This is a genomic window from Streptomyces albus subsp. chlorinus, assembly GCF_013302895.1.
In the GTDB taxonomy this organism is placed as follows: Bacteria; Actinomycetota; Actinomycetes; order Streptomycetales; family Streptomycetaceae; genus Streptomyces; species Streptomyces chlorinus.
Map to the genome: position 1 here is coordinate 5,512,022 of NZ_VJOK01000001.1, position 26,339 is coordinate 5,538,360.

A 26,339-nucleotide genomic window follows, 5' to 3' on the forward strand; every position below is an offset into this window, starting at 1 on the left:
CGGACTGCGCCTGTCGGCCCCCGAACTGGAACTGCTGGAGCAGACGACGGAGATGTTCCGCGCCTGGGACGCCCAGTGCGGGGGAGGGCTGCGCCGCAAGGCCGTCGTCGGCCAGCTCCACGAGGTCACCGACCTCCTCCAGGAACGCCACCCCGAGCCGGTGCGCCGCCGCCTCTTCCGCGTCACCGCCGAACTGGCCGAACTCGCCGGCTGGATGAGCTACGACATCGGCCTGCAGCCCACCGCGCAGAAGTACTTCGTCCTCGCGCTGCACGCAGCCAAGGAGGCCGGTGACCGCCCGCTGGGCTCCTACGTGCTCAGCAAGATGGCCCGCCAGATGATCCACCTGGGCCGCCCGGAGGACGCCCTGGAGCTGATCCACCTCGCCCAGTACGGCAGCCGCGAGGGCTCCACGCCCCGCACCCAGGCCATGCTCTACGCCATGGAGGCCCGCGCCTACGCCAACATGGGACAGCCCGGCAAGTGCAAGCGCGCGGTCCGGATGGCCGAGGAGACCTTCGGCGACATCGACAGGACGGACGCCGACCCCGACTGGATCCGGTTCTTCTCCGAGGCCGAGCTGTGCGCCGAGAACGCGCACTCCTACCGGGACCTGGCCTACTCCTCCGGCCGCAGCCCCACCTACGCGTCCCTCGCCCGGCCCGAGATGGAGCGGGCCGTCGAGCTGTTCGCCCGCGAGGCCCACGAGGCGGAGGGCGGCGGCCACCAGCGCTCCTACGCCCTCAACCTGATCGGGATGGCCAGCGTGCACCTGCTCCAGAACGAGCCCGAGGGCTGTGTCGCCCGCGCCAGTGAGGCCCTCGGTCTCGCCAAGCGGCTGCGCTCGGAGCGGGTCAACAACCGGCTGCGCCGCACCACGGCCGGTGCCGTCCGCGATTTCGGACAGGTCGCCGACGTGGTGCACCTGAGCGAGCGGCTGCGCGTGGAACTGGCCGAGAACGAGGCGGCGGCGGGCTGACCCGGGCGCCGCAGCGTATCCGGACCGTGGCGTCCGGGCACGGGCTTCATCTCCTCGTAACACCGGCGGGGCTGTTTTCACGAGGCTGAAACGCCGCGTGGCGACGGTGGAAACCGGGCCTCGGGAACCTGGCTCGCGAGCCCCCCGCCGAGCCGGCCCGCCGCGGGCCGCGACCCGAGGAGACGTCCACATTGAACGGCGCGGATACCGCTTTCGTCCTGGTCAGCGCGTTTCTCGTGATGGTGATGACGCCTGGCCTCGCCTTCTTCTACGGCGGCATGGTCCGGGTCAAGAGCGCCCTGAACATGCTGATGATGTCCTTCGTCTCGCTGGCGATCGTCAGCGTCCTGTGGGTCCTGTACGGCTACTCGCTGGCCTTCGGACCGGACACCGGCGGGGTCATCGGCAACCTGGACGCCGTCGGACTCAGGGGCATCTCGCCCGAGTCCCTGACCGGGAAGGGCGGCATCCCCGTCTTCGCGTTCGTCCTCTTCCAGATGATGTTCGCGATCCTCACTCCGGCGCTGATGAGCGGTGCCCTCGCCGACCGCGTGAAGTTCGGCGCCTGGGCCGTCTTCCTCACCCTGTGGGTGACCGTCGTCTACTTCCCCGTCGCGCACTGGGTGTGGGCCGAGGGCGGCTGGCTGCGCGAGCTGGAGGTCATCGACTTCGCGGGCGGCACCGCCGTGCACATCAACGCGGGCATCGGGGCGCTGGCGGCCGTGCTCGTCGTCGGCAAGCGCATCGGCTTCGCCAAGGAGCCGATGCGTCCGCACAGCCTCCCGCTGGTCGTCCTCGGCGCCGCGCTGCTGTGGTTCGGCTGGTTCGGCTTCAACGCGGGCTCCGCCCTCGCCGCCGACGGCACCGCCGCCACCATGGCCCTCAACACCCAGGTCGCGACCGGCGCCGCGATGGCCGGCTGGCTCGCCTACGAGCGCCTGCGGCACGGCGCCTTCACCACCCTGGGAGCCGCCTCCGGTGCCGTCGCCGGACTGGTGGCGATCACCCCGGCCGGGGCCTCGGTCAACGCCATGGGCGCGCTGGCCATCGGCGTCGTGGCGGGCGCCGTCTGCTCCTGGGCGGTCGGCCTCAAGTACAAGCTCGGCTTCGACGACTCGCTCGACGTGGTCGGTGTCCACCTGGTGGGCGGCGTCATCGGCACCCTGCTGGTCGGCTTCCTGGCGGTGGACGGGGTCGGCGGCCTCACCCAGTTCGGCAAGCAGGCCCTCGGCACCTTCTCCGTGCTGGCGTTCTCCTTCACCGTCTCCTGGCTGCTGGCCAAGCTGGTGCAGGCCACGATCGGTTTCCGGGCCGAGGCGGACGACGAGAGGGCCGGTGTCGACCAGGCGTTCCACGCGGAGACGGCGTACGACTTCAGCGCCGTCGGGGGCTCCTCGGCCCGCACCCGGGGCGGGGCGCCCGCGCCCGGCCCCGTCGCGTCCGCCACCGCCGGGCACGGCGGCCGTGACGGCCACGAGCGCAACGACAGCAACGAGACCAAGGTGGACGCATGAAGCTCATCACCGCGGTGATCAAGCCGCACCAGCTCGACGAGGTGAAGGAGGCGCTGCGGGCCTTCGGTGTCCAGGGCCTCACCGTGACCGAGGCCAGCGGTTACGGGCGCCAGCGCGGCCACACCGAGGTCTACCGGGGCGCGGAGTACACCGTCGACCTCGTGCCCAAGGTGCGCGTCGAGGTGCTGGTGGAGGACGAGGACGCCGAACAGCTCACCGAGATCGTCGTCAAGGCCGCCCGCACCGGCAAGATCGGCGACGGCAAGGTGTGGGTGGTACCCGTCGAGACCGCCGTCCGCGTCCGCACGGGCGAGCGGGGACCGGACGCCCTGTGAGGGCGCCGGACGAGGCCGCGGGACCCGGCGGGCGACGACGCGGGGAGGGACGCGGCGGGCGGTACGACGGCGGCCGTACCGGCCGGGCCGGCCGGTACGGCGGGGGCGGCGGCGGACCGCGCGACGCGGAGCACGAGGAATACGCGGGCGCCCGGCTCCGGCTCCTGCGGGACGGCGGGTTGTCCGGCACCGGACGCCGCCGCGCCCTCGCCGCGCTGACCGACCGCTGGCTCGCCGGGATCTTCGCCGCCGCCGCGCCCGCCGGGACCGCCCTGGTGGCCGTCGGCGGGTACGGGCGCGGCGAACTGTCCCCGCGCAGCGACCTCGACCTCCTCCTGCTGCACGACGGCACCCTCCCGGCAGGCCGACTCGCCGCCCTCGCCGACCGCCTCTGGTACCCGGTCTGGGACCTGGGCCTCGCCCTCGACCACTCCGTCCGCACCCCGGCCGAGGCCCGCCGGACCGCCGCCGGCGACCTCAAGGTCCACCTCGGCCTGCTGGACGCCCGCCACCTGGCCGGCGACCCGTCCCTCACCGCCGAGGTGCGCGCCGAGGCGCTGGCCCGGTGGCGCGCCGACGCCCGCACCCGCCTGCCAGGACTGCGCGAGCTGGCCGCCGAACGGGACCGCCGCCACGGCGAGTTGCGCTTCCTGCTGGAGCCCGACCTCAAAGAGGCCCGGGGCGGACTGCGTGACCTGGCGGCGCTGCGCGCGGTGGCCGCCTCCTGGCTCGCCGACGCACCCCGGGAGGGGCTGGAGGCGGCGCGGACCACCCTCCTCGACGTCCGCGACGCACTGCACCTGACCACCGGGCGGGCCACCGACCGCCTCGCCCTCCAGGACCAGGACGAGGTGGCCGGCGCACTCGGCCTGCCGGACGCCGAGGCACTGCTGCGCCGCGTCTACGAGGCCGCCGGCCGGATCACCTACGCGGGCGACGTCACCTGGCGCGAGGTGGAGCGGGTGCTGCGCCCCCGCGCGGGCGGGCCGCGCGTGCGGCTGCGGCTGCTGGGCGGCGGCCGGCACACCGCCGGGCGCCCGGGACCCCACCAGGGCGAGCGGACCCCGCTGGCCGAGGGGGTCGTCGAACACGAGGGCGAGGCGGTGCTCGCCCTGAACGCCCGCCCCGGCCGTGACCCCGTCCTGCCGCTGCGGGCCGCCGCCGCTGCCGCGCAGGCCGGAATCCCGCTCGCCCTCTCCGCCGTACGGAAACTGGCGCGGGAGACCCCCGACCTGCCGGTGCCGTGGCCCGTCGCCGCACGCGAGGAGTTCGTCACCCTCCTCGGCGCCGGTGAGGCCCTGGTGCCCGTCTGGGAGGCCATGGACGCGGCAGGGCTGGTCACCCGGCTGCTGCCCGGCTGGGAGCGGGTGCGCTGCCGCCCCCAGCGCAACCCCGTCCACCGCTGGACCGTCGACCGGCACCTGGTGGAGACCGCCGTGCGGGCCTCGGCGCTCACCCGCCGCGTCCACCGCCCCGACCTGCTGCTGACGGCCGCGCTCCTGCACGACATCGGCAAGGGCCTGCCCGGCGACCACGCGGTCACCGGGGCGGCCCTCACCCGCGACCTCGCCGCCCGCCTCGGTTTCGGCACCGCCGACACCGGCACCCTGGCCACCCTCGTCCGCCACCACCTCCTGCTCGCGGAGACGGCCACCCGCCGCGACCTCGACGACCCCGCCACCCTCCATGCCGTGGCCCGCGCCGTCGGCACCCCGGACACCCTGGAACTCCTCCACGCCCTCACCGAGGCCGACGCCCTGGCCACGGGGCCGGCGGCGTGGAGCTCCTGGCGCGCCGGGCTGGTGGCGGACCTGGTCAAGCGCGTCCGGGCCGTCCTGGCGGGCGCGCCCGCCCCGGTCCGGGCCCGGACCGGGGCGCTGACGGCGGCGGCCGAGCGGCTGGTGCTGGAGGCATGGCGGACGGGCGGCACGGTGCTGAGGGTGGACACCGGGCCGGGCCCGGCCGCCGGCGGGGACGCCGACGGGGACGCTGCCGGCCAACTCCCCGCCCGGCCGCCCGCGAAGGACCCCACCGGCCCGCCGACGGGAGCGGCACCCGGCGCCGCCGCCCCCGAACCGCTCGGCGTCCACCTCCTGGTCGCGCTGCCCGACCGGCCCGGCGTCCTCCCCGCCCTCGCGGGCGTACTGGCCCTCCACAAGCTCACCGTCCGCTCGGCCGAACTCCGGCTGGTGACACCCCCTCCCCAGGCGGCTAAGGCCACAGCGGACCCCGGCCGCATCCTGCTCCTCACCTGGCGGGTGGCCGTCCGCTACGGCTCCCTCCCGCAGCCGGCGAGGCTCCGCGCGGACCTCGTCCGCGCCCTGGACGGCTCCCTCGACCTCGCCTCCCGCCTGGCCGAACGCGAGGCGGCCCACCGCACGTCCCGCCGCAGGGGAGGGGCCGCGCTGGCGCCGCCGCCACGGGCCGCGGTCGCACCCGACGGGTCCCGCCACGCCACCGTCATCGAGGTACGCGCCCAGGACGTTCCCGGGCTGCTGCACCACATCGGCCGGGCCCTGGAGGAGGCCGGCGTCCGCCTCCGCAGCGCCCACATCAGCACCCTGGGCGCCAACGCCGTGGACGCCTTCTACGTGACGGACCCGGCCGGCGCCCCGCTCACGGACGTGGCGGCGGCGCACCTCGCCCAGCGGCTGGAGGCCGCACTGCGCTGAGGCCGCGCCCGCGCGGAGCCGAGGCGGTACGGGCAGTACGGCCCCGCACGCGGGGCGGCTACCCTTGGCAGAGATTCACTCCGCCACCGACCCGAGGACCGACGAGCGCTGTGTTCGATACCCTTTCCGACCGCCTGAGTGCGACGTTCAAGAACCTCCGGGGCAAAGGGCGCCTCAGCGAGGCGGACATCGACGCCACCGCGCGCGAGATCCGTATCGCGCTGCTCGAGGCGGACGTCGCGCTGCCCGTGGTCCGCGCCTTCATCAAGCAGGTCAAGGAGCGTGCCCTGGGGGCCGAGGTCTCCCAGGCGCTGAATCCGGCCCAGCAGGTCATCAAGATCGTCAACGAGGAGCTGATCGGCATCCTCGGCGGCGAGACCCGGCGCCTGCGGTTCGCCAAGAACCCGCCCACCGTCATCATGCTCGCCGGCCTCCAGGGCGCCGGTAAGACGACCCTGGCGGGCAAGCTGGGCCGCTGGCTCAAGCAGCAGGGGCACACGCCGGTCCTGGTCGCGGCGGACCTCCAGCGCCCGAACGCGGTCAACCAGCTCTCGGTCGTCGCCGAGCGCGCCGAGGTGGCGGTCTTCGCGCCGGAGCCGGGCAACGGCGTGGGCGACCCGGTGCGGGTGGCCAAGGACTCGATCACCTACGCGCGCGACAAGCAGCACGACGTGGTCATCGTCGACACCGCCGGACGCCTCGGCATCGACCAGGAGCTGATGCGGCAGGCCGCCGACATCCGCGACGCGGTCAGCCCGGACGAGGTCCTCTTCGTCGTCGACGCCATGATCGGTCAGGACGCGGTCACCACGGCGGAGGCCTTCCAGGAGGGCGTCGGCTTCGACGGCGTCGTGCTCTCCAAGCTCGATGGTGACGCGCGCGGTGGTGCGGCGCTCTCGGTCGCGCAGGTCACCGGCAAGCAGATCATGTTCGCCTCCAACGGCGAGAAGCTGGACGACTTCGACGCGTTCCACCCGGACCGCATGGCGTCCCGCATCCTCGGCATGGGCGACGTGCTCACGCTGATCGAGAAGGCGGAGCAGACCTTCAGCCAGCAAGAGGCCGAGAAGATGGCGGCCAAGCTGGCGAAGGGCCCCAAGGAATTCACGCTCGACGACTTCCTGGCCCAGATGGAGCAGGTCCGCAAGATGGGCTCCCTCTCCAAGCTGCTCGGCATGATGCCGGGCATGGGCCAGATGAAGGAGCAGATCAACAACCTCGACGAGCGCGAGGTGGACCGCACGGCGGCGATCATCAAGTCGATGACGCCCGCCGAGCGCGCCGAGCCGACGATCATCAACGGCTCGCGGCGGGCCCGTATCGCACGCGGTTCGGGTGTGGACGTCAGCGCGGTCAAGAACCTGGTGGAGCGCTTCTTCGAGGCCCGCAAGATGATGTCCCGCATGGCCCAGGGCGGCGGCATGCCAGGTATGCCCGGCATGCCGGGCATGCCCGGGGGGGTGGGCGGCAAGAAGAAGGGCAAGCAGAAGAAGGCCAAGGGCAAGCGCCAGTCGGGCAACCCGATGAAGCGCAAGCAGGAGGAGGAAGCCGCCGCGGCCCGCCGGGCCCAGGGCGACCAGGGCGGCCCCTTCGGCATCCCCGGCGCCGGTCAGGACCCGGGCGACTTCGAACTCCCGCAGGAGTTCAAGGACATGCTGCCCCCCAAGTGACCGCGCACGGGTGAGCCGGTCCGGTGGGCGACCCTGAGGTGAGACTGCCGCGGCAAAGGCGGATGATGTCGTTCATGCGCGTATACATCCGCCCCCCGCAGCCCTCCGACGAACAGCTCTACAGCGAGGCCGTCGTCCGTTCCGCGGAGCACCTCCGCCCGTGGAACCCCGTCGAGCCCGACGGTCTGCCGGACCTGCTGCGCCGCCAGGGGCCCGCGCTGCGGACGTTCCTCATCCTCGACAAGGAGGACGACGGCCTCGTCGGCCGGGTGAACGTCGCCAACATCGTCCGCGCCCGCTTCCTCAACGGCTCCCTGGGCTACGACAGTTATCTGCCGTACGCCGGGACGGGGCGGATGACCGAGGGGCTGCGGCTGGTGGTCGACCGCTGCTTCCGGCCGGGACCGGACGGGCTCGCGCTGCACCGGCTGGAGATCAACGTCCAGCCGGAGAACGAGCGCTCCTTGGCCATGGCCAAGCGCCTCGGGTTCCGGCACGAGGGCTTCTCACCCAGGATGCTCTACATCAACGACGCCTGGCGGGACCACGAGCGCTTCGCGCTGACCGCCGAGGAGTGGCCCGGCCTGGACTGACCGGTCGGCGGCTGCCGGGCGCACACCGCGCCGCCGCTCACGTGCGGGCCACCACGTAGCGGAACAGGTTCGGCATCCACACCGTCCCGTCCCCCCGCACGTGCGGGTGCAGGGCCTCCGCCAGCTCCTTGCGCACCTGTTCGGTGTCGGTGGCGCGCACGGCCGCGTCGTACAGCCCCGTCGAGAGCAGTCCGCGCACCGCGCTGGGCAGGTCCGCGTAGCCGAAGGGGCAGGCCACCCGGCCCGACCCCTCCAGCCGCAGCCCGCAGCGGACCGCCAGCTCCTCCAGGTCGTCGCGGCCGCACCAGTCGGACGCGCCCCTGCCCGGCTCCGCCAGCCGGGACGCCACCCGCAGCGCCGGCGCCGCCGCGCACCGCTCCGCGGGACCCCACCCGGCCAGCACCACGGCGACGCCGCGGCCCAGGGCCCCGCGGACGGGTGCGAACTCCCGCGGAGCGGGCAGCGCGCCGAACGCCGTCACCAGGGTCGGCAGCGGCCCCGTCCCGACCGCCTGGGCGGGGCTGCCATGGGTGAGCCGGGCCTCCCACGGGGGTGCGCCCCGGGAACCGAGCAGCCGCTCGCGGGCCGCGCCGAGGCGGGCCGCGTCCGTGTCCACGCCGTGCACCCCGGCGCCCCGCCGCGCCGCCAGCAGCAGGGCGAGCCCCGTGCCGCAGCCGAGGCCCAGCACGCGCGTCCCCGGTCCGGTCTCCATCCGTTCGTACACCGCTTCGTAAAGCGGAACCAGCATCCGCTCCTGCAGCTCCACCCAGTCCCTTATCCGCGCCGGGGTGCCGGGGGCGGCCGGGTCCGCGCGGTGCTGGTGGTGTACGAGCGTGGGTGTCATCGCAACGCCCCAATCCGAAGATCCGTCGCAGCAGTCTGGTCCCCCGAGTGGTGCTCGCCCCCGTTCCCGTATGCCAGGGAACTGCGGGACGCGGCGTGAGTCCAGGGGGTGCGCCCGGTTGTCTTCCACGCCCCGTGCGTGCGCCCCCGACCGCCGCGTGCGCCCTCGCCGCGTCCCCTGGACGGTACTTCCCCCTACGATGCCCCGCATGGCAGGAGCAGCCGTCCCCACCTCCCGGTCCGAGCACTTCCCGCGTTCCCGTCAGCAGGTGACCGGCGGGGCCGGCCGGCCAAGAGCGGCCCGGTGCGCGGCACGAGGGCGATCCGACCGTGCGGCTACGGCATCCGGGAGCGTACAGGGTGGGACACGGGCGCCCCTGGTGAGCAGACGGGTACTCAGAACGCCTACTCCCCCCTCCTGATCCCGCGGTCCTCCAGGACGAAGAGGGCCGACCACGACGAAGGAGGCCGACCACGTCGAACGCGCCTCCGCCCCTCCCCGGAGCCGACCGCCGTCACGGGAGAGGCGCGCGTGCGGGCGGGACGCACGGAACGGGACGCACAGAACGACGCACCGGAATGGGGACGCGGGAACGGGACGCATGAATGGGACGGGACGCGTGAACGGACGCAAGGAAGACGTCCGTACCATCGCCGGGGCGCCCGGGGCGCAGGGGCTCCGCCGGGGGCCGAGCCGCAGTGTGCGGGGCGCGTGCGCGTGGGATGCCTTCCGGCGGGTACACGCGACCGGTGATACGTCCCGGGTTGGACGACCGGTGATACGTCCCGGGTTGGGCCGGGTGTGTGCGGCTTGGCCGCAGATCGGCGCACCCGCCCCGTCCCCGCGCATCCGTGCTGACTGACTGGTACGTGCAAAATATTTTGCGATGCCCCGGAATCGGAACACCAGACCCCTTCTGCTCGTTGGGAACGACGTGAGCACGACACCACCAGTTCTCGCCGCCGAGCTGGCAGCCGCCTGGGCCGATATTCAACGGCACCACCCCGAGCTGCCGGATCTGGCCGCGCCCGAATCACTCATCGGAGAGTCCTCGTCCGCCTGCGGCACCGGGCTCTCGTTCGAACGGCTGCTGCACGAGGCAGTCCACGGCATCGCCGCCGCCCGCGGCATCCGGGACACCTCGCGCGCAGGCCGTTACCACAACCGCCGCTTCCTGGCGATCGCCGAGGAACTGGGGCTCGACCACCCCGAGGAGCCGCACCCCAGCAGCGGCTTCTCCCTCGTGGTCCTCACCCCGGAGACGAGACGGCGCTACCGCCCGACGATCGAGCGCCTCCAGCGGGCGCTGAAGGCCTACAGCGTGGCGACCGAGGCCGACACCGGACGCAGCTTCCGCGGCCCGGCCGCGCGGCACGGCTCCTCCGGGGGCGGTGTCCGCGTCAAGGCCGTGTGCGACTGCGGCCGCAACGTGCGGGTGGTTCCGTCCGTGCTGGCCCAGGCCCCCATCATGTGCGGCGCCTGCGGCAAGCAGTTCCGCATCCCGGCGGAGGCGGCGGCCAAGAGCGCCGAGCCGGTGCCCGTGGGCTGAGGCGTCGGCAGGGCGAGGAAGAGCGGTTCCCGGGGCGGGGCCGGGGCGCAGTCTGGGGGCCCCGGGCGGGCCCGGGGGCGGTTTCCCGCGGTGCCGGGCCGTGTGGCATCATGGACGGCTGAACTCGGCAGCCGCACAGGATCCCTCTCTCCTCCGGCTGACGCGTCCATTCGGACACCCGGCGCCGCAACCCCACGTGGCAGTCCGACGTGTCCACCCACGTCAAGACCAGGAGACACCACACCAGTGGCAGTCAAGATCAAGCTGAAGCGTCTGGGCAAGATCCGTTCGCCTCACTACCGCATCATCGTCGCCGACTCCCGCACCCGCCGCGACGGCCGGGCCATCGAGGAGATCGGCCTGTACCACCCGGTGCAGAACCCCTCGCGCATCGAGGTCGACTCGGAGCGCGTGCAGTACTGGCTCAGCGTGGGCGCCCAGCCGACCGAGCCGGTCGAGGCGATCCTCAAGGTCACCGGTGACTGGCAGAAGTTCAAGGGCCTTCCCGCCCCCGAGCCGATGAAGGTCCCGGAGCCGAAGGCCGACAAGCGCGCCCTCTTCGAGGCCGCTGCCAAGGAGTCCTCCGACGAGCCGCAGGGTGAGGCCATCACCCCCAAGGCCAAGAAGGGCGACAAGGCCGAGAAGGCCGAGAAGAAGGCGGACGCCGGCGAGTCGGCCGCCACTGAGTCGACCGAGGCCTGAGGATGCTCGAGGAAGCCCTCGAGCACCTGGTGAAGGGCATCGTCGACAACCCCGACGAGGTGCAGATCGCGTCCCGCAATCTCCGTCGCGGGCGCGTGCTGGAGGTCCGGGTGCACCCGGACGACCTCGGCAAGGTGATCGGCCGCAACGGCCGCACCGCGCGTTCTCTGCGCACCGTCGTGGGAGCTCTCGGCGGCCGTGGCGTCCGCGTCGACCTCGTCGACGTGGACCAGGTCCGCTGAGGAGCGGAATGCAGCACCGGCACGGGCCGGGGACGGCAGCCAAGCCGTCCCCGGCCCGTTGTCACGTCCGTGCCTCCCGCGAAGGCGCCCGGGGCGTCGCACCGGGGAGCGCCTCCATCGGGGGAGCAGCCGGAAAGGGACGCCGAAGCGCCCTGGCACGGACACCGCCGCGGCACCCGGGCACGGGACACCGCTGAGGCACCCCCTTCCGACACCCACCGAGCACGGAACCGAGCACGGAGAAGCACAGTGCAGCTAGTCGTCGCGCGGATCGGCCGCGCCCACGGCATCAAGGGCGAGGTCACGGTCGAGGTCAGGACCGACGAGCCCGAACTGCGGCTCGCCCCCGGCGCCGTACTGGCCACCGACCCGGCCTCCGCGGGGCCGCTCACCATCGCCACGGGCCGGGTCCACAGCGGGCGGCTGCTGCTCCGCTTCGAGGGCGTGCGCGACCGCAACGCGGCCGAGGCCCTCCGCAACACCCTGCTCATCGCCGAGGTGGACCCGAACGAGACCCCGGAGGACCCGGAGGAGTTCTACGACCACCAGTTGGAGGACCTGGAAGTCGTCACGTCCGACGGCACGGTGGTCGGCCGTATCGAGAGCGTCGCGCACCTCCCGGCCCAGGACCTGCTGGTCGTCCGCCGCGAGAACGGCGGCGAGGTGCTGGTGCCGTTCGTCGAGGAGATCGTCCCAGAGATCGATCTGGAGGCCCAGCGCGCGGTGATCGACCCGCCGCCCGGCCTGCTGGACGAGGCCACGGCGCAGCCCGGCGCCGGCCCGGCGGACGCCTCCGGCCGGGAGGGCACCGGCTCGTCCGGGGAGGAACGAACCGGCTCCTCCGGCCGGGAGGAGGCCACTGGCTCCTCCGGCGAGGGGGAAGCCACGGGCCCCGGCGGGGAGGACACCGAGAACTCCGGCGGAGAGGACGCCGAGGACTCAGGTGGGGAGAGCGCGCGGTGAGGCTCGACGTCGTCACGATCTTCCCCGAGTACCTGGAGCCGCTGAACGTCTCGCTGGTCGGCAAGGCCCGTGCACGCGGCGTCCTGGACGTCCGCGTGCACGACCTGCGCGACTGGACGCACGACAGGCACAACACCGTCGACGACACCCCCTACGGCGGCGGTCCCGGCATGGTCATGAAGCCGGAGCCGTGGGGAGAGGCGCTGGACGAGATCCTGGCGAGCGGCGAGCCGGGCCAGGAGCCGCCCGTGCTGGTCGTCCCCACCCCCAGCGGCCGGCCCTTCACCCAGGAGCTGGCCGTGGAGCTGGCCGAGAAGCCGTGGCTGGTCTTCACCCCGGCCCGCTACGAGGGCATCGACCGCCGCGTCATCGAGGAGTACGCGGACCGGCTGGACGTGCGCGAGGTGTCCATCGGCGACTATGTGCTCGCCGGTGGTGAGGCGCCCGTCCTGGTGATGGTCGAGGCGGTGGCACGGCTGCTGCCCGGAGTGCTGGGCAACGCCGCCTCGCACCAGGACGACTCCTTCGCGCCCGGCGCCATGGCCGACCTGCTGGAGGGGCCCGTCTACACCAAGCCGCCCGAGTGGCGGGGACGCGGCATCCCCGAGGTGCTGCTGAGCGGCCACCATGGCAGGATCGCCCGCTGGCGCCGCGACCAGGCGTTCGCACGGACCGCGGCCCACCGGCCCGACCTGATCGAACGCTGCGATCCCGAGGCCCTCGACAAGCACGACCGGGCCGCGCTGGAGGCGCTCGGCTGGCGGCAGGGGACCGACGGACACTGGCAGCGGGTACCCGAGGACACTCCGTAACCGGTGGCGGGGAACGGGCGGCCGATTTGGGCCGGACGGGCAGCCCGTGGAAGAATGGGCCGCTGCCTCACATCCGGCGCGCGACCCTGCCACAGGGGGACCGACGCCCGCCGTGCGTGAAGGCTCCCCGTTCACATCACGATATGCCGCTGATGACCTGTGGCATCAGCGAGGAAAGCAGACGGACATGTCCCACCTTCTCGACAGCGTCGACGCCGCGTCCCTGCGCACGGACGTCCCGGACTTCCGCCCGGGCGACACGATCAACGTGCACGTGCGCGTCATCGAGGGCAACCGCTCCCGCGTCCAGCAGTTCAAGGGCGTCTGCATCCGCCGCCAGGGCTCGGGCGTGCGCGAGACCTTCACGGTCCGCAAGGTCAGCTTCAGCGTCGGTGTCGAGCGCACCTTCCCGGTGCACACCCCGATCGTCGAGAAGATCGAGGTCGTGACCCGCGGTGACGTCCGCCGCGCCAAGCTGTACTACCTGCGCGACCTGCGCGGCAAGGCCGCCAAGATCAAGGAGAAGCGCGAGAGCTGATCTCGCGTCCTGGGTGTTCACGGCGCCGGTTAGGCTTCCGCCCGATGAACACCGAGGCAGAGCAGGACGAACCGGAGCGCGACCGCTCCTTTGTTCCCGAGGAGGGAGCCGAGGGCAGGTCGCGCTCCGTGCGTCTGGCCCTGGGAACCGGATTCGTGCTGGGGGCACTCTTGCTGACGAGTGCGTTCGTCGTGCAGCCTTTTCTGATTCCGAGTTCCTCGATGGACCCGACCCTGCGTGTGGGGGACCGGGTGCTGGTGAACAAGCTGGCCTACCGTTTCGGCGGCGGTCCGCAGCGCGGGGACGTGATCGTCTTCGACGGCACCGACTCCTTCTCGGGGGAGGCGGACCCCGATGCCAACCCGGTGACGACCGCCCTGCGCGAGGCCGGCGCCGCGACCGGGCTGGTGCGGCCCTCCGAGACCGACTATGTGAAGCGCGTGATCGGAGTCGGCGGCGACCTGGTGCGCTGCTGCGACAGGCGGGGGAGGATCGAGGTGAACGGCCGGCCCGTGACGGAGGGCTACCTCCACCCTGGCGACGACCCCTCCACCGTCCCCTTCGAGACCCGGGTGCCCGAGGGGCGCCTGTGGGTGATGGGCGACCACCGCTCCCGGTCCAGCGACTCCCGCGACCACCTCGGCGACCCGGGCGGCGGGACGGTTCCCGTCGACCGCGTCATCGGGCGGGCCGACTGGATCGGCTGGCCGCTGGGCCGGATCGGCTCGGTACCCGCGGGAGCGGACGGCGGCCATGACTGACCCCGAAGGCGGAAACGGGCAGGCTCCCGGGTACGAACACGAGTACGGGCACCCGTACACGCCTCGCCCCGCACCCCCGCCCGCGTCCCCGTACGGCGAGTGGCCACCGGCGACACCGGCCCCTCCGCCCCCGCACGGATCCGACCCGCAACCTTATGGGGCGTCGTACCCGTACACAGAGCCGTACGACTACTCCTACGACCCCGCGCAGGGCCCCGCCCACGACGCCGCGCGGACGCCCGCCCCCCACGCGGCGCAACCACGCGCCCCCCACGTGGGGCAACCACCCGTCCCCTCCGCCCACGGTGCTGCCCAGGCGCAGGCCGATCACCTGTACGGGCCGGCGCAGCCGTACGGCGACCCGGCCCGCGGTGCTGCCCGGGCGCACGGTGCGGCCCGGGCGCACGCCGGCCCACCGTCCGCGCCCGCCGGACCGGCCCAGGGTCCGCCCGTCGGCACACCGGCCGAGACGCCGGCGGAGACGACCGCCGAACTGCCGGCCGGGGCGTTCGGTGTGCCGCCCGCCAGGACCGGCGGGCCCGCCGGTCCGGAAGGGGACGCTCCGGGTGACGGGGGAGCGCCGCCGCTGCGACGCCCCGGCCAGGGGCGGGCCGACCGCAGGCGGGCCGCCAAACGCATCAAGCGCCGCCGCAGGCTCTCGGCGACCAAGGAGATCCCGATCCTGATCGGCGTCGCCCTGCTGATCGCCCTGGTCCTCAAGAGCTTCCTCGTCCAGGCGTTCGTGATCCCCTCCGGGTCGATGGAGCAGACCATCCGGATCGGTGACCGGGTGCTCGTCGACAAGCTCACCCCGTGGTTCGGCTCCAAGCCGCAGCGGGGCGACGTGGTCGTGTTCGAGGACCCCGGCGGCTGGCTGGAGAACGAGAAGGGCAAGAAGAAGGATCCGCCCGCGGGCCTCAAGCAGGGCAAGGAATTCCTGACATTCCTCGGACTGCTGCCCTCGGACGACGAACAGGACCTGATCAAACGCGTCGTCGCCGTCGGCGGTGACACCGTGCGCTGCTGCGACAAGCAGGGCCGGATCACCGTGAACGGCACGCCGCTGCACGAGCCCTACATCCATCCGGGCAACAAACCCTCGCGGATGAAGTTCAAGGTGACCGTCCCCCTGGGGCGCGTCTTCGTCCTCGGGGACCACCGCGCCAACTCCGCCGACTCGCGTTACCACTTGCGGGAGCCGGACCATGGAACGATCGGGGAGGACCGGATCGTTGGAAGAGCGGTCGTCATCGCCTGGCCCTTCGACCACTGGAGACGGTTGGAGCGGCCGGAGACCTTCGACACGGTGCCGGACGCGGGCGGCGTGTCGGCGCCCGCACCCGGGGACCGTGAGAATCGAGTGGCGCAACTCCCGTTCTCTGCGGAACTTCCGCTCGTTATGGGAGTGGTGGGCCTGTCCCGGCTGAGGGGCAGGCGAACGCGCAGCGTGAGGAGTGGATGTGGGGGACTTGGCGGTCGGCGCACGGTCCGGTTCCGGGTACCCGGAGAACGAACGTCCTGGTACGGACGGCAGGACGGGCGACGCAGGACCACCGGCCGTGGAAAGAGAGAGTGACGGTGTGACCGCCGATACCGACGGGACGGCAGCGGGATCGGGAGCCGACGGCGAGGGGCCGCGCGGCTTCCCCACCGGCCCCGGGCACCCCCAGGCGCCGGGGCCTGGCGGAGCGACCGAGGGCCGCCGGGGGGAGGACACCCCGGACGAGGGCGCGGAGAAGGACGCGCGGGCCGCGAAGAAGCAGCAGCGTTCCTTCTGGAAGGAACTGCCGATGCTCATCGGCATCGCGCTGATCCTCGCCCTGATCATCAAGACCTTCCTCGTGCAGGCGTTCTCCATCCCCTCCGACTCGATGCAGAACACCCTCCAGCGCGGTGACCGGGTGCTGGTCGACAAGCTCACCCCGTGGTTCGGGTCCACCCCGGAGCGCGGTGAGGTCGTCGTCTTCCACGATCCGGGCGGCTGGCTCCCGGAGGCGCAGGTGGAGGAGAACTTCCTCCAGACGACCCTCAGCTTCATCGGCCTGATGCCCTCCGCCAACGAGAAGGACCTGATCAAGCGGGTCATCGCGGTCGGCGGGGACACCGTGGAGTGCAAGAAGGGCGGCAAGGTCCGCGTCAACGGAACGGCGCTGGAGGAGTCCTCCTACATCTTCCCGGGCGGCACGCCCTGCGACGACAAGCCGTTCGGCCCGGTCAAGGTGCCCAAGGGCAAGCTGTGGGTGATGGGCGACCACCGCCAGGACTCGCTCGACTCCCGCTACCACCAGAACCAGCCCGGCGGCGGCTTCGTCCCCGAGGACAAGGTCGTGGGGCGGGCGATCGTCAAGGCGTGGCCCATCAACCGCTGGGGCACGCTCCCGGTTCCCGGCACCTTCGACCAGAAGGGCGTCCAGGCGGCTGCCGTGAGCGCGGCACCGGGTGCGCTCGGCCTCGCGGGCGCGGTCCCGTTCGTGCTGTGGCGGCGCCGGCGGGCGCGGGTCACCACGCCCTCGGCCCGTTCGGTGCCGTCCGAGGGCTGACGCCTCCCCGTACTCCTGGGTAGGGTGCGCAGGTCATCGAGCTGCTGTGCGGACCGGGGAGTTACGGAAGTGAGCGACGCCGAATCTGCCGTCGAGGGCCGCGGCCGCCTGGGTGATCGTCTCTCCGGGGTGGCCGTGGCCCTCGGCTGTGTGCTCTTCCTCGGCGGCTTCGTCTGGGGCGCCCTGCTCTACCAGCCGTACACGGTGCCGACCGACTCCATGGACCCCACCGTCGCGGCCGGCTCCCGTGTGCTCGCCCAGCGTGTGGACGGGGACGAGGTGCGGCGCGGCGACGTCGTCGTCTTCCAGGACGCGGTGTGGGGCTCCGTGCCGATGGTCAAGCGGGTCGTGGGCGTCGGCGGGGACACAGTGGCCTGCTGCGACCGGCAGGGGCGGCTGACCGTCAACGGCAAGGGCGTCGAAGAGCCCTATCTGCGGGGCCGGGGCCGCGACTCCCAGGAGCCGTTCGCGGCCACGAAGGTCGCCGAGGGCAAGCTCTTCCTCCTCGGGGACAACCGACAGGCGTCCCTCGACTCGCGGGTGCACCTGGAGGACCGGGACCACGGCGCCGTACCGCGCTCCGCCGTCAAGGGCCGGGTGGACGCCATAGCCTGGCCCCTCGGCGCGTTCGGGACGCTGCCTCGGGCCGACGGCTTCGCCGACATGCCCGGGGGCACCTCGCGGCCCGGTCCCCTTCCGCTGGCCCTGACCGGCGTGGCCGTGGGCGCCGTCCTGGTGTTGGGCGGGGCCGCCTACGGGCCGATCGCGCGGCGCCGTGCGATGTCGGCCCGCCGTCGCCCGGGGTGACGCACAATGGGGGGACGCACGGCTGAAGGGGAACATGCCATGAGCGCCGAGGACCTCGAAAAGTACGAGACCGAGATGGAGCTGAAGCTCTACAGGGAGTACAGAGATGTCGTCGGGCTGTTCAAATATGTGATCGAGACCGACCGGCGCTTCTATCTGACCAACGATTACGAGATGCAGGTCCACTCGGTCCAGGGCGAGGTGTTCTTCGAGGTCTCGATGGCGGACGCCTGGGTGTGGGACATGTACCGGCCGGCCCGGTTCGTCAAACAGGTGCGGGTGCTGACCTTCAAAGACGTGAACATCGAAGAGCTGAACAAGAGCGAGCTCGACCTCCCGGAGGACTCCGGCTTCAAGGGATGACCTCCTGAGGACGGCTGCCGTCGCCCGCGAGGGTGACGGAGTTGTCCACAACCGCGGGGTTCTCCACAGAAAAAGAGCAAGATCAGCCAGCCGCCTCCGATGCCGCCACAGTCGGTGTCGGAGGTGGTGTGCATGAGCACCAGCGAAGCGCGGAGCACCGGGGAACGGACCGCCGGACGCACACGCGGGGCAGGGGCGACGAGGCAGCCGCGGGCGGCCCGGGCGACCCCGGCGGCAGGCAGGACACGCGGAACACCCGAGGGCAGGGCCCCGGCCGGAGGGGCACCCGGCCCCGCCCGCGCCAGGGGAGCCCTGGGGCGGTACGGGGAGGATCTGGCGGCGCGGCGTCTGCGCGAGTCGGGAATGACGATCCTCGAACGCAACTGGCGCTGCGCCGAGGGCGAGATCGACCTCATCGCCCGGGACGGCGACGCCGTGGTGGTCTGCGAGGTCAAGACCCGCAGGGCCGCCCCTTTCCAGCACCCCATGGAGAGCCTGCCCCCGGCCAAGACGGCACGGCTGCGGCGCCTGGCCGCGCGCTGGCTCGGCGAACGCTGGATCGCCCGCTACGGAAACCCGCCCGCCGGCGGCGTCCGCCTCGACCTCGTCGGCATCGTCCTTCCCGACCGGGGCGCGCCCGTGGTCCAGCACGTGAGGGGAGTGGGCTGATGGGGTTCGCCCGCACCTGCGCGGTCGCGCTCGTCGGCGTCGAGGGCGTTCCGGTCGAGGTGCAGGCCGATCTGGAACCCGGCGTCGCCGCCTTCACCCTGGTCGGCCTCCCCGACAAGAGCCTGACGGAGAGCCGGGACCGGGTACGGGCCGCCGTGGTCAACTCCGGCGTGCCCTGGCCGCAGAAGAAGCTCACCGTCGGGCTCAGCCCCGCCTCCGTCCCCAAGGGCGGCAGCGGCTTCGACATCGCGGTGGCCTGCGCCGTCCTCGCGGCGGCCGAGCGCATCGACCCCCGCGAGATCGCCTCCGTCGTGATGATCGGCGAACTGGGCCTGGACGGCCGGGTGCTGCCGGTTCGGGGCGTGCTGCCCGCGGTCCTGGCCGCCGCCGACGCGGGGTACCGGCAGGTCGTCGTCCCGGAGCAAGCGGCGGCGGAGGCGGCGCTGGTCCCGGGCGTCTCCGTGCTCGGTGTGCGCAGCCTGCGCCAGCTGATCGCGGTGCTCACCGACGAGCCCGTCCCGGACGAGCCCGAACAGCCGGACGACGGAGCGCCGGAGCCCTCCTACCCCGGCCTCGCCGGGCTCCCCGCCGCCTCGGGCCTGACCGGCCTGCACGGCGAGGAGCGCCCCGTGGATCTCGCGGACGTCGCCGGGCAGCAGCACGCGCGGCACGCCCTGGAGATCGCCGCGGCCGGACGCCACCACCTCTTCTTCAAGGGGCCGCCCGGAGCGGGCAAGACCATGCTGGCCGAACGGCTGCCCGGACTGCTGCCACCGCTCAGCCGGAAGGAGGCGCTGGAGGTCACCGCCGTGCACTCGGTCGCCGGGGCACTGCCACCCGGCCAGCCACTGGTGGCCCGGCCGCCCTACTGCGCGCCGCACCACTCGGCCACCATGGCGGCCCTCGTCGGCGGCGGTACCGGGCTGCCCCGCCCAGGAGCCGTCTCCCTGGCGCACAACGGGGTGCTCTTTCTGGACGAGGCCGCCGAATGCAGTGCCCGGGTCCTCGACGCGATGCGGCAGCCGCTGGAGTCCGGGTACGTGGTGGTGGCGCGGGCTGCCGGAATGATGCGGATGCCCGCCCGTTTCCTGCTCGTCCTGGCCGCCAACCCGTGCCCTTGCGGACGGCACGGGAGCCGGGGCGGCGAGTGCGAGTGCCTGCCCGCCTCGGTGCGCCGCTACCGCGCCCGCCTGTCGGGCCCGCTGCTGGACCGGGTGGATCTGCGGGTGCTGGTCGAACCGCTCGCCCGCTCCGAGCTGGCCGCCGTCGACGGACGGGCGGAGTCCACCGCCGCCGTGGCCGCCCGCGTGCGGGAGGCCAGGGAACGGGCCGCCGCGCGGTACGAGGGCAGCCCGTGGAAGACCAACAGCGAGGTCCCCGGGCACGAGCTGCGCACCCGTCACCCCGCACGGCCCGGAGCGCTCAACGAGGCCGAGAACGATCTCGAACGCGGCCAGCTCACCGCACGCGGTCTCGACAGGGTGCTGCGGGTCGCCTGGACGGTCGCGGACCTCGCGGGCCACGACCGGCCCACCCGTGACGACGTCAACTACGCGCTGCACCTGCGAAGCGGCATCCGCCGCGGTGCCTTCGCCCCGGGGGTGCCCGCATGACGCGCCCGCGCGGCACCCGGAGCGGCCGGCCGCGCGGCGACCATCCCGGCCCCACCGCACGGCCCGCCCGCCCCCAGGACCCCGGCGCGAGGGCACAGCTCCCCGTCCCGCGGCACGGAAGCCCGAGCCCCGCACCCGGCAGCCCATCCGGTGAGGCCCGCACCCCGGCGAACGCCTCCCGGACCGGCCCCTGCAACGAGTCGCCCGGCACCTCCCCGGAGGGACCTCCCAGCGGTGTCCGCGCGGGCGGCACCTACCCGGGTGGCGTCCGCGCGGGCCGGACCGTCAGGGGAGGCCAGGCCGGGACAGGAATCCGCGCACCCGTCGCGGCCGGAGCCGTTTCCTCCCCGCGGGCGGTGACGCCGAGCGGGCCGGGGACGGAGGCCGGACCGGAGCCGCCGTGCCCGGGACGCCCCGACGACTCGGAGCGGCTGGCCCGGGCTGCCCTCTCCCGGATCGCCGAACCGGGCGACGCCCTTGTAGGGCGGTGGATCGCCACGCATGGAGCCGGCGCCGTCCTGGAGGCGGTGAGCGGACAGGGCCCACCCCTCGACGGAGCCGGGGAGCAGCGCTGGGCGGGACTGAGGCTCCGCGCCACCCGTGCCAGGCCGCATGACGACCTGGCGGCGATCGAACGGCTCGGGGGCCGCTTCGTCTGCCCGGGGGATGCCGAATGGCCCCGCCAGTTGGACGACCTGGGGCCCGCGAAGCCGGTCGGGCTGTGGGCGCGCGGTGAGCCCTCGCTGCGGGTGTGGGCGCTGCGTTCGGTCGCCGTCGTCGGCGCCCGGGCGTGTACGGAGTACGGTGCGCACTGTGCGGCCGTGCTCGGCGCGGGGCTCGCCGAGCGCGGCTGGGCGGTCGTCTCCGGCGCGGCGTACGGCATCGACTCCGCCGCGCACCGGGGCGCCCTGGCCGTGCGCGGGCCGACCATCGCCATCCTGGCGTGCGGTGCCGATGTGGCCTATCCGCCCGGGAACCAGGAGCTGATCCGTGCGCTGGGCGAGCGGGGACTGATCGTGGCCGAGCTGCCGCCCGGGGACCACCCGACCCGCAGCAGGTTCGTCCTGCGCAACCGCGTGATCGCGGCGCTCACCCGGGGCACGGTCGTGGTGGAGGCGGCGCTGCGCAGCGGAGCCCTGGTGACCGCACGCCGAGCCCTCGCACTGGGCCGGCACGTCATGGGTATGCCCGGCCCCGTCACCTCGGGGCTCTCCCAGGGCGTGCACGAACTCCTGCGCGGCGAGGCCATGGTGGTCACCGACGTGGACGAGGTGATCGAACTCGTCGGCTCCATGGGCGAGCTGGCACCCGTGCGGCGTGGACCCGCCGTACCGCGCGACGCGTTGAGCCCCGGTGCGGCGCGCGTACTGGACGCGGTGCCCGGCCGGGGCGCGTGCGAGCCCGCCCGTATCGCCTGTTCCGCCGGGGTGCCGCCGGAGGTCGCCCTCGCCCGGCTCCATGAGCTGCGGACTCTCGGCTTCGTCGAACGGGACGGCGACCGCTGGCAGTTGGCCCGCCGTGCCAAGGGGCACTCAATCGAGTGATGAGGCGGTGCTTGACCTGGGGCTATCGGGTGAAAAGCTGAGCTGTGCGCCCTCGCCGGGACGGCACGGGCCCCGCGGGGCCCGGCATCCTGGCCCGTGCCCGGTCACCCGCAGCGCGTCCGCCGAACGGCCCTGCCGAGCCGCTGCGGAAAGGAGCACGCCGGCGCCGAGGAGAAAGAACGAGACGTCGCACACTGCGACGTCGCGGTCACGCTACGCTCACATCATCTCTTCGTGAGACGTACGCTTCCGCACCCGACCAGACCACCACTACCCAGCAGAACGGCTCAAGGCGACGTATGCCTCAGCACATCTCCGGGCCCGACCGCACAGCCGCAGCGGCCTCCGCAGCCGCACGGGCCGTGGTCGACGAAGACTCGCCCAGGACTGCGCCCAGCTCGCTGGATGAACTCTGGCGGTCCTACAAGGCCACGGCGGACAGCAAGCTGCGCGAGCAGCTCATCCTGCACTATTCACCGCTGGTCAAATACGTCGCCGGCAGGGTCAGTGTCGGCCTGCCCTCCAACGTGGAGCAGGCCGACTTCGTCTCCTCCGGTGTCTTCGGGCTCATCGACGCCATCGAGAAGTTCGACCCCTCCCGCTCCATCAAGTTCGAGACCTACGCCATCACCCGTATCCGGGGCGCCATGATCGACGAACTGCGGTCCCTGGACTGGATCCCCCGCTCGGTGCGGCAGAAGGCCCGAGCCGTGGAACGCGCCTACGCCACCTTGGAGGCCAGACTCCGCCGCAGTCCGTCCGAGGCGGAGGTCGCCGCCGAGATGGGCATCGAGGTGGAGGAACTGCACAGCGTCTTCAGCCAGTTGTCCTTCGCCAACGTCGTCGCCCTGGAAGAGCTGCTGCACGTCGGCGGGGACGGCGGAGACCGGCTGAGCCTCGTGGACACGCTCGAGGACACCGCGGCCGACAACCCCGTCGAGGTCGCTGAGGACCGCGAACTGCGCCGGCTCCTGGCGCGGGCCATCAACACCCTGCCCGACCGTGAGAAGACCGTGGTCACCCTCTACTACTACGAGGGCCTCACTCTCGCTGAGATCGGTCAGGTGCTCGGAGTCACCGAGAGCAGGGTCAGCCAGATCCACACCAAGTCCGTCCTCCAGCTGCGCGCCAAGCTCGCCGACGCGGGCCGTTGACGGACCGCCGGCGGGCCACTGGCGGACTGCGCCGACTCCCAGCACCCGTGTAAGTCCCCGCTCCGGATCCGTAAGCTAGGGGCGTGCCCAGGATTCGAGCGGCCTCCGTGGCCGAGCACCGGACGATGCAGCGCGCGGCCCTGCTGGACGCCGCCAGGACCCTGCTGTCCGAGGGCGGAACGGAAGCCCTGACCTTCCCCGCTCTCGCCCAGCGCACCGGCCTCGCGCGCTCCTCTGTGTACGAGTACTTCCGCTCCCGCGCCGCTGTCGTGGAGGAGCTGTGCGCGGTCGACTTCCCGGTGTGGGCGGCCGAGGTCGAGTCGGCGATGCGGGCGGCCGAGACCCCCGAGGGCAAGGTCGAGGCCTACGTCCGCCAGCAGCTCGCCCTCGTCGGTGACCGCCGCCATCGCGCCGTCGTCGCCATCTCCGCGGGCGAACTGGACGCGGGGGCCCGCGAACGGATCCGCGCCGCCCACGGCGGACTGATCTCGATGGTCGTCGAGGCGCTCGGGGACCTCGGGCACGAGCAGCCCCGCCTCGCCGCGATGCTCCTGCAGGGCGTGGTGGACGCGGCCGTGCGCCGCATCGAGCTGGGTGCGGCCGAGGATCCCGGCCAGATCGCCGAGGCCGCCGTCTCCATGGCGCTGAACGGCGTTCGCGGCTGACGCCCGTCCGCCGGACGTCCGGGCGGGCGAGGACCGGTGAGGGCCGGGGAGAGCGGCCGTCCCCCGCTGCCCCTATCCGCAACCGCCGGTGCGCCCACACCGCGCCCAGCGCCAGTGCTCCTGCCGTGCTCCAGGTGACAGGCCCGCCCTCATCACTCCCCGTGCCGTAGGCAGCCGCGCGCGACGAGGTGGCGAGCCCCCTGCCCGTCCCGCTGGCGGCTTCCTCCTCCGTCCCCGGGACCGGTACTCCGCGCACGGGCAGCAGACGGGAGCGGCCGCCGAGCAGGGAGGCGGGCAGCAGGGAGAGCGGGTCCAGGTAGTGGTCGCCGCGCAGGAGCCCCCAGTGCAGACAGGTGCGGTCACAGTGCCGCCCGCGGGTGACCGTCCCGACCTGCTCACCCGCTCTTACCCGGTCCCCCTTCCGTACGGACGGCCGCACGGGCTGGTAGGTCGTGCGCAGGGGAGGCCGTCCCGTCTCCGCCAGCTCGATCGAGACCACGCCGGCGCCCGCGACCTTCCCCGCGAACGACACCTTTCCGTCGGCCACCGCGCGGACCGGCTGCCCGGGGCGGGCCGCGAGGTCCACACCCCGATGGCCCGCCGCCCACGGTTTTGGGGGCGGGTCCCAGCCACGGGGTACGCGTGGCCGCCGCGCCCCGTCCTCTCCTTCGACGGGCCAGGCCCGGCCCCGCTGCACCGTCCGGTCGCCGGCGGAAACCGGCGCGGTGGCCGGGCGGCCCCTGCCCCCGTCCCTGTCCCCGTCCCCCGTGGTGACTGCCGTACCCGTGGGCGCGGGGTGGGCACCGGGGCTGAGAGGACGCGGGGCCGGACGCGTGCCCCTGGCCGGAGCAGCCCTGGTTCCGGTCTTGGAGCCGGACCTGGCCCCGGCCCCGGCCTCAGCCCTGACCCTGGCCTCGGCCCTGGCTCCGGCCTCAACCTTGGCCCCGGCCTCGTACACCCCCGCCCCGGCCGCGTAACCCCCTGCCTCTGTCCCTGTCCCTGTTCCGGTCCCGGCGTCACCAGCACCGGAGCCGGAGCACAGCAGCGCCAGCAGCATCGTGCCGATGACCGCCCCGGCCACCGCGCGGACCCGCGAAACCCGGACCGTCAATCGGGCCCCCTTACTGGGGAGCCCGGCCGCGCGGGCCACCACGCATGGGGGCCACCCCCTCGCGCCTCCGTGGCCGGAAGCGGACTCCTGCCTGCTCCTGTGGCCAGGAGCCCGCTCCCGCCCGCTGCCCCGCGGGGGAGCCACCTCCCGCCTGCCGCCCCGACCGGGAGCCCGTCCTCATGCGCCCCCGAGACCGGGAGCCCGTTCCGTCGGGCTCTCTCGGTCCGGAGCGGGCGCCGTCGTGCCCCCTCGGGCGGGGGCCTGTGCCGTGTCATGCCGACACCGTGGCCCGGATCGCCGGCTCGTGGGGATCACGGCCCGCATCTGTGGGTAACTGAGGAGTTGTGGACAATGGCGTCACCCGTGTGAGCGCACACGGGTCACCGCGGAGGGCCCCCAGGTCCTCGCCCGCGCGTTCCCCAGCCCCCGCTGGCGCGCTCCCCGGCCCCCATGCGGCACGGGCCCCCTCGCCGGTCCCGTACACTGCTGGTGCGGCCCGGGTGACCGGGCTGACTTCGCACGCCCCGCCACCCTCACCCGGTGGCCGCGCATCTCGGTCCCGAAAACGGTCGTCACCGGCCGTCCAGGGCGGCGCGCAGGGGCGTCAGGCAAGCGGGGGCGTCCGCCCCCGCTGACGACAACCGAGCAACTCAAGGAGAACGGCCATGGCCGTCGTCACGATGCGGGAGCTGCTGGAGAGCGGCGTCCACTTCGGGCACCAGACCCGCCGCTGGAACCCGAAGATGAAGCGCTTCATCTTCACCGAGCGCAACGGCATCTACATCATCGACCTGCTCCAGTCGCTGTCGTACATCGACCGCGCCTACGAGTTCGTCAAGGAGACCGTCGCGCACGGCGGCTCCATCATGTTCGTCGGCACCAAGAAGCAGGCCCAGGAGGCCATTGCCGAGCAGGCCACCCGCGTGGGCATGCCCTACGTGAACCAGCGCTGGCTCGGCGGCATGCTGACCAACTTCTCGACCGTCTACAAGCGGCTGCAGCGCCTCAAGGAGCTGGAGCAGATCGACTTCGAGGACGTGGCCGCCTCCGGCCTGACCAAGAAGGAGCTGCTGGTCCTCTCCCGCGAGAAGGCCAAGCTGGAGAAGACGCTCGGCGGTATCCGCGAGATGCAGAAGGTGCCCAGCGCCGTCTGGATCGTGGACACCAAGAAGGAGCACATCGCCGTCGGCGAGGCGCGCAAGCTCAACATCCCGGTGGTCGCGATCCTCGACACCAACTGCGACCCCGACGAGGTCGACTACAAGATCCCGGGCAACGACGACGCGATCCGCTCCGTCACCCTGCTGACCCGCGTGATCGCCGACGCCGTCGCCGAGGGCCTCATCGCCCGTTCGTCCGGCGGCTCCGGCGAGGGCAAGGGCGAGAAGGCCGCCGGTGAGCCGCTGGCCGAGTGGGAGCGCGACCTCCTGGAGGGCGAGAAGGCGGCCGAGAAGCCGGCAGCCGAGGCGGAGAAGTCCGCTGAGGACCAGCCCGCGGCCGAGGCCCAGCAGGCCGCCGAGGGCGAGCAGGCGGCCGAGGGCGAGCAGGCCGCGGCTCCGGCTGAGCAGGGCTGACCCCACGGTCCACGTGGATCACGTGGGCGCCAGGGGTTCCCACTGAGACGGCGGGGGCCGCGTGCCCCCGCCGTACAGCCGTGACCTGGGCCGTCCCCGTGTGACCGAGAACCATCCTCAACGAC

23 protein-coding genes and 2 pseudogenes are annotated in these 26,339 nt (G+C 73.3%); 23 read left to right on the forward strand and 2 right to left on the reverse strand.

Translation table 11 applies throughout. From position 1 onward, the window contains the following. The 6 genes and pseudogenes from FM076_RS24240 to FM076_RS24265 all read left to right on the forward strand — a co-directional run. Nucleotides 1-979 (forward strand): annotated as a pseudogene (locus FM076_RS24240) (hypothetical protein); the annotation flags it as partial. A gap of 191 nt (nt 980-1,170) precedes the next feature. Further along, complete coding sequence (locus tag FM076_RS24245; protein ID WP_173873042.1) at nt 1,171-2,493, forward strand: ammonium transporter; 1,323 nt, start codon at nt 1,171-1,173, stop codon at nt 2,491-2,493. Then, nucleotides 2,490-2,828 carry a P-II family nitrogen regulator gene (locus FM076_RS24250; RefSeq protein ID WP_173873043.1) on the forward strand — a complete coding sequence of 113 codons (339 nt, stop codon included), beginning with the start codon at nt 2,490-2,492 and terminating at the stop codon, nt 2,826-2,828. Before FM076_RS24245 ends, FM076_RS24250 begins: the two co-directional genes overlap by 4 nt. Nucleotides 2,829-2,992: 164 nt before the next feature. Continuing rightward, nucleotides 2,993-5,500 (forward strand): [protein-PII] uridylyltransferase, encoded by a 2,508-nt coding sequence (locus FM076_RS24255; protein ID WP_180218628.1) that lies wholly within the window; start codon nt 2,993-2,995, stop codon nt 5,498-5,500. 110 nt (nt 5,501-5,610) lie between these two features. Continuing rightward, nucleotides 5,611-7,170, forward strand: coding sequence for a signal recognition particle protein (gene ffh / locus FM076_RS24260; RefSeq protein WP_173873045.1), 1,560 nt, complete (start codon nt 5,611-5,613; stop codon nt 7,168-7,170). A 74-nt stretch (nt 7,171-7,244) separates the two neighbouring features. Beyond that, entirely contained in the window at nt 7,245-7,763 is a 519-nt protein-coding gene (locus FM076_RS24265) for a GNAT family N-acetyltransferase (RefSeq protein WP_243274624.1), read from the forward strand. Nucleotides 7,764-7,800: 37 nt separating this feature from the next. Here the strand turns inward: FM076_RS24265 and FM076_RS24270 are convergent, their stop codons facing one another. Next, entirely contained in the window at nt 7,801-8,607 is an 807-nt protein-coding gene (locus FM076_RS24270) for an SAM-dependent methyltransferase (protein ID WP_173873047.1), read from the reverse strand. An 886-nt stretch (nt 8,608-9,493) separates the two neighbouring features. Here FM076_RS24270 and FM076_RS24275 point away from each other — a divergent pair. The 16 genes from FM076_RS24275 (at nt 9,494) to FM076_RS24350 (ending at nt 23,529) form a co-directional block, all read left to right on the forward strand. Then, nucleotides 9,494-10,156, forward strand: a complete 663-nt coding sequence (locus FM076_RS24275; RefSeq protein WP_173873048.1) for a hypothetical protein — start codon at nt 9,494-9,496, stop codon at nt 10,154-10,156. A gap of 246 nt (nt 10,157-10,402) precedes the next feature. Then, on the forward strand, nt 10,403-10,858 hold the full coding sequence (gene rpsP / locus FM076_RS24280) for a 30S ribosomal protein S16 (protein ID WP_173873049.1): 456 nt from the start codon (nt 10,403-10,405) through the stop codon (nt 10,856-10,858). Nucleotides 10,859-10,860: 2 nt separating this feature from the next. Then, entirely contained in the window at nt 10,861-11,100 is a 240-nt protein-coding gene (locus FM076_RS24285; protein WP_173873050.1) for an RNA-binding protein, read from the forward strand. A 249-nt stretch (nt 11,101-11,349) separates the two neighbouring features. Next, nucleotides 11,350-12,063: a ribosome maturation factor RimM gene (gene rimM, locus FM076_RS24290; RefSeq protein WP_173873051.1), complete on the forward strand. Its 714-nt coding sequence runs from the start codon at nt 11,350-11,352 to the stop codon at nt 12,061-12,063. Beyond that, complete coding sequence (gene trmD / locus FM076_RS24295) at nt 12,060-12,875, forward strand: tRNA (guanosine(37)-N1)-methyltransferase TrmD (RefSeq protein ID WP_173873052.1); 816 nt, start codon at nt 12,060-12,062, stop codon at nt 12,873-12,875. Before rimM ends, trmD begins: the two co-directional genes overlap by 4 nt. 187 nt (nt 12,876-13,062) lie before the next feature. Then, a complete protein-coding gene (gene rplS, locus FM076_RS24300) occupies nt 13,063-13,413 on the forward strand; it encodes a 50S ribosomal protein L19 (RefSeq protein WP_173873053.1) in 351 nt (116 codons plus the stop codon). A gap of 44 nt (nt 13,414-13,457) precedes the next feature. After that, complete coding sequence (gene lepB, locus FM076_RS24305) at nt 13,458-14,174, forward strand: signal peptidase I (RefSeq protein WP_173873054.1); 717 nt, start codon at nt 13,458-13,460, stop codon at nt 14,172-14,174. A gap of 493 nt (nt 14,175-14,667) precedes the next feature. After that, a complete protein-coding gene (gene lepB, locus FM076_RS24310; RefSeq protein WP_173874975.1) occupies nt 14,668-15,750 on the forward strand; it encodes a signal peptidase I in 1,083 nt (360 codons plus the stop codon). Next, the gene (gene lepB / locus FM076_RS24315) at nt 15,644-16,714 is read left to right on the forward strand and encodes a signal peptidase I (protein ID WP_180218631.1); all 1,071 of its coding nucleotides are present in this window, start codon (nt 15,644-15,646) and stop codon (nt 16,712-16,714) included. Before lepB (FM076_RS24310) ends, lepB (FM076_RS24315) begins: the two co-directional genes overlap by 107 nt. Before the next feature lie 69 nt (nt 16,715-16,783). After that, entirely contained in the window at nt 16,784-17,521 is a 738-nt protein-coding gene (lepB, locus tag FM076_RS24320) for a signal peptidase I (RefSeq protein WP_173873056.1), read from the forward strand. A gap of 39 nt (nt 17,522-17,560) precedes the next feature. Beyond that, nucleotides 17,561-17,884, forward strand: coding sequence for a DUF2469 domain-containing protein (locus FM076_RS24325; RefSeq protein WP_027735391.1), 324 nt, complete (start codon nt 17,561-17,563; stop codon nt 17,882-17,884). Between the two features lie 312 nt (nt 17,885-18,196). Further along, nucleotides 18,197-18,553 (forward strand): YraN family protein, encoded by a 357-nt coding sequence (locus FM076_RS24330; protein WP_243275078.1) that lies wholly within the window; start codon nt 18,197-18,199, stop codon nt 18,551-18,553. Beyond that, nucleotides 18,553-20,166, forward strand: coding sequence for a YifB family Mg chelatase-like AAA ATPase (locus FM076_RS24335; RefSeq protein ID WP_173873058.1), 1,614 nt, complete (start codon nt 18,553-18,555; stop codon nt 20,164-20,166). The genes FM076_RS24330 and FM076_RS24335 overlap by 1 nt, the downstream gene beginning before the upstream one ends. A 356-nt stretch (nt 20,167-20,522) precedes the next feature. After that, a complete protein-coding gene (gene dprA, locus FM076_RS24340) occupies nt 20,523-21,710 on the forward strand; it encodes a DNA-processing protein DprA (protein WP_428815169.1) in 1,188 nt (395 codons plus the stop codon). Nucleotides 21,711-22,009: 299 nt separating this feature from the next. Continuing rightward, nucleotides 22,010-22,864 (forward strand): RNA polymerase sigma factor WhiG, encoded by an 855-nt coding sequence (whiG, locus tag FM076_RS24345; protein WP_173873059.1) that lies wholly within the window; start codon nt 22,010-22,012, stop codon nt 22,862-22,864. Nucleotides 22,865-22,989: 125 nt separating this feature from the next. Then, nucleotides 22,990-23,529: a TetR/AcrR family transcriptional regulator gene (locus FM076_RS24350; protein ID WP_173874977.1), complete on the forward strand. Its 540-nt coding sequence runs from the start codon at nt 22,990-22,992 to the stop codon at nt 23,527-23,529. 367 nt (nt 23,530-23,896) lie between these two features. Here FM076_RS24350 and FM076_RS35360 read toward each other — a convergent pair. Further along, a pseudogene (locus FM076_RS35360) lies at nt 23,897-24,586 on the reverse strand (peptidoglycan DD-metalloendopeptidase family protein); the annotation flags it as partial. A 719-nt stretch (nt 24,587-25,305) separates the two neighbouring features. Between FM076_RS35360 and rpsB the strand changes: the two are divergent. Beyond that, nucleotides 25,306-26,214 (forward strand): 30S ribosomal protein S2, encoded by a 909-nt coding sequence (rpsB, locus tag FM076_RS24360; protein WP_173873060.1) that lies wholly within the window; start codon nt 25,306-25,308, stop codon nt 26,212-26,214. Nucleotides 26,215-26,339 lie beyond the last annotated feature (125 nt).

Excerpts from the sequence above, each read along its gene's own strand:
- FM076_RS24250 (WP_173873043.1), top strand. The coding sequence starts at position 2,490 with ATGAAGCTCATCACCGCGGTGATCAAGCCGCACCAGCTCGACGAGGTG.
- FM076_RS24265 (WP_243274624.1), top strand. The coding sequence starts at position 7,245 with ATGCGCGTATACATCCGCCCCCCGCAGCCCTCCGACGAACAGCTCTAC.
- FM076_RS24270 (WP_173873047.1), bottom strand. The coding sequence starts at position 8,607 with ATGACACCCACGCTCGTACACCACCAGCACCGCGCGGACCCGGCCGCC.
- FM076_RS24275 (WP_173873048.1), top strand. The coding sequence starts at position 9,494 with ATGCCCCGGAATCGGAACACCAGACCCCTTCTGCTCGTTGGGAACGAC.
- FM076_RS24285 (WP_173873050.1), top strand. The coding sequence starts at position 10,861 with ATGCTCGAGGAAGCCCTCGAGCACCTGGTGAAGGGCATCGTCGACAAC.
- rplS (WP_173873053.1), top strand. The coding sequence starts at position 13,063 with ATGTCCCACCTTCTCGACAGCGTCGACGCCGCGTCCCTGCGCACGGAC.
- lepB (WP_173873054.1), top strand. The coding sequence starts at position 13,458 with ATGAACACCGAGGCAGAGCAGGACGAACCGGAGCGCGACCGCTCCTTT.
- FM076_RS24325 (WP_027735391.1), top strand. The coding sequence starts at position 17,561 with ATGAGCGCCGAGGACCTCGAAAAGTACGAGACCGAGATGGAGCTGAAG.
- FM076_RS24335 (WP_173873058.1), top strand. The coding sequence starts at position 18,553 with ATGGGGTTCGCCCGCACCTGCGCGGTCGCGCTCGTCGGCGTCGAGGGC.
- whiG (WP_173873059.1), top strand. The coding sequence starts at position 22,010 with ATGCCTCAGCACATCTCCGGGCCCGACCGCACAGCCGCAGCGGCCTCC.
- FM076_RS24350 (WP_173874977.1), top strand. The coding sequence starts at position 22,990 with ATGCAGCGCGCGGCCCTGCTGGACGCCGCCAGGACCCTGCTGTCCGAG.
- rpsB (WP_173873060.1), top strand. The coding sequence starts at position 25,306 with ATGGCCGTCGTCACGATGCGGGAGCTGCTGGAGAGCGGCGTCCACTTC.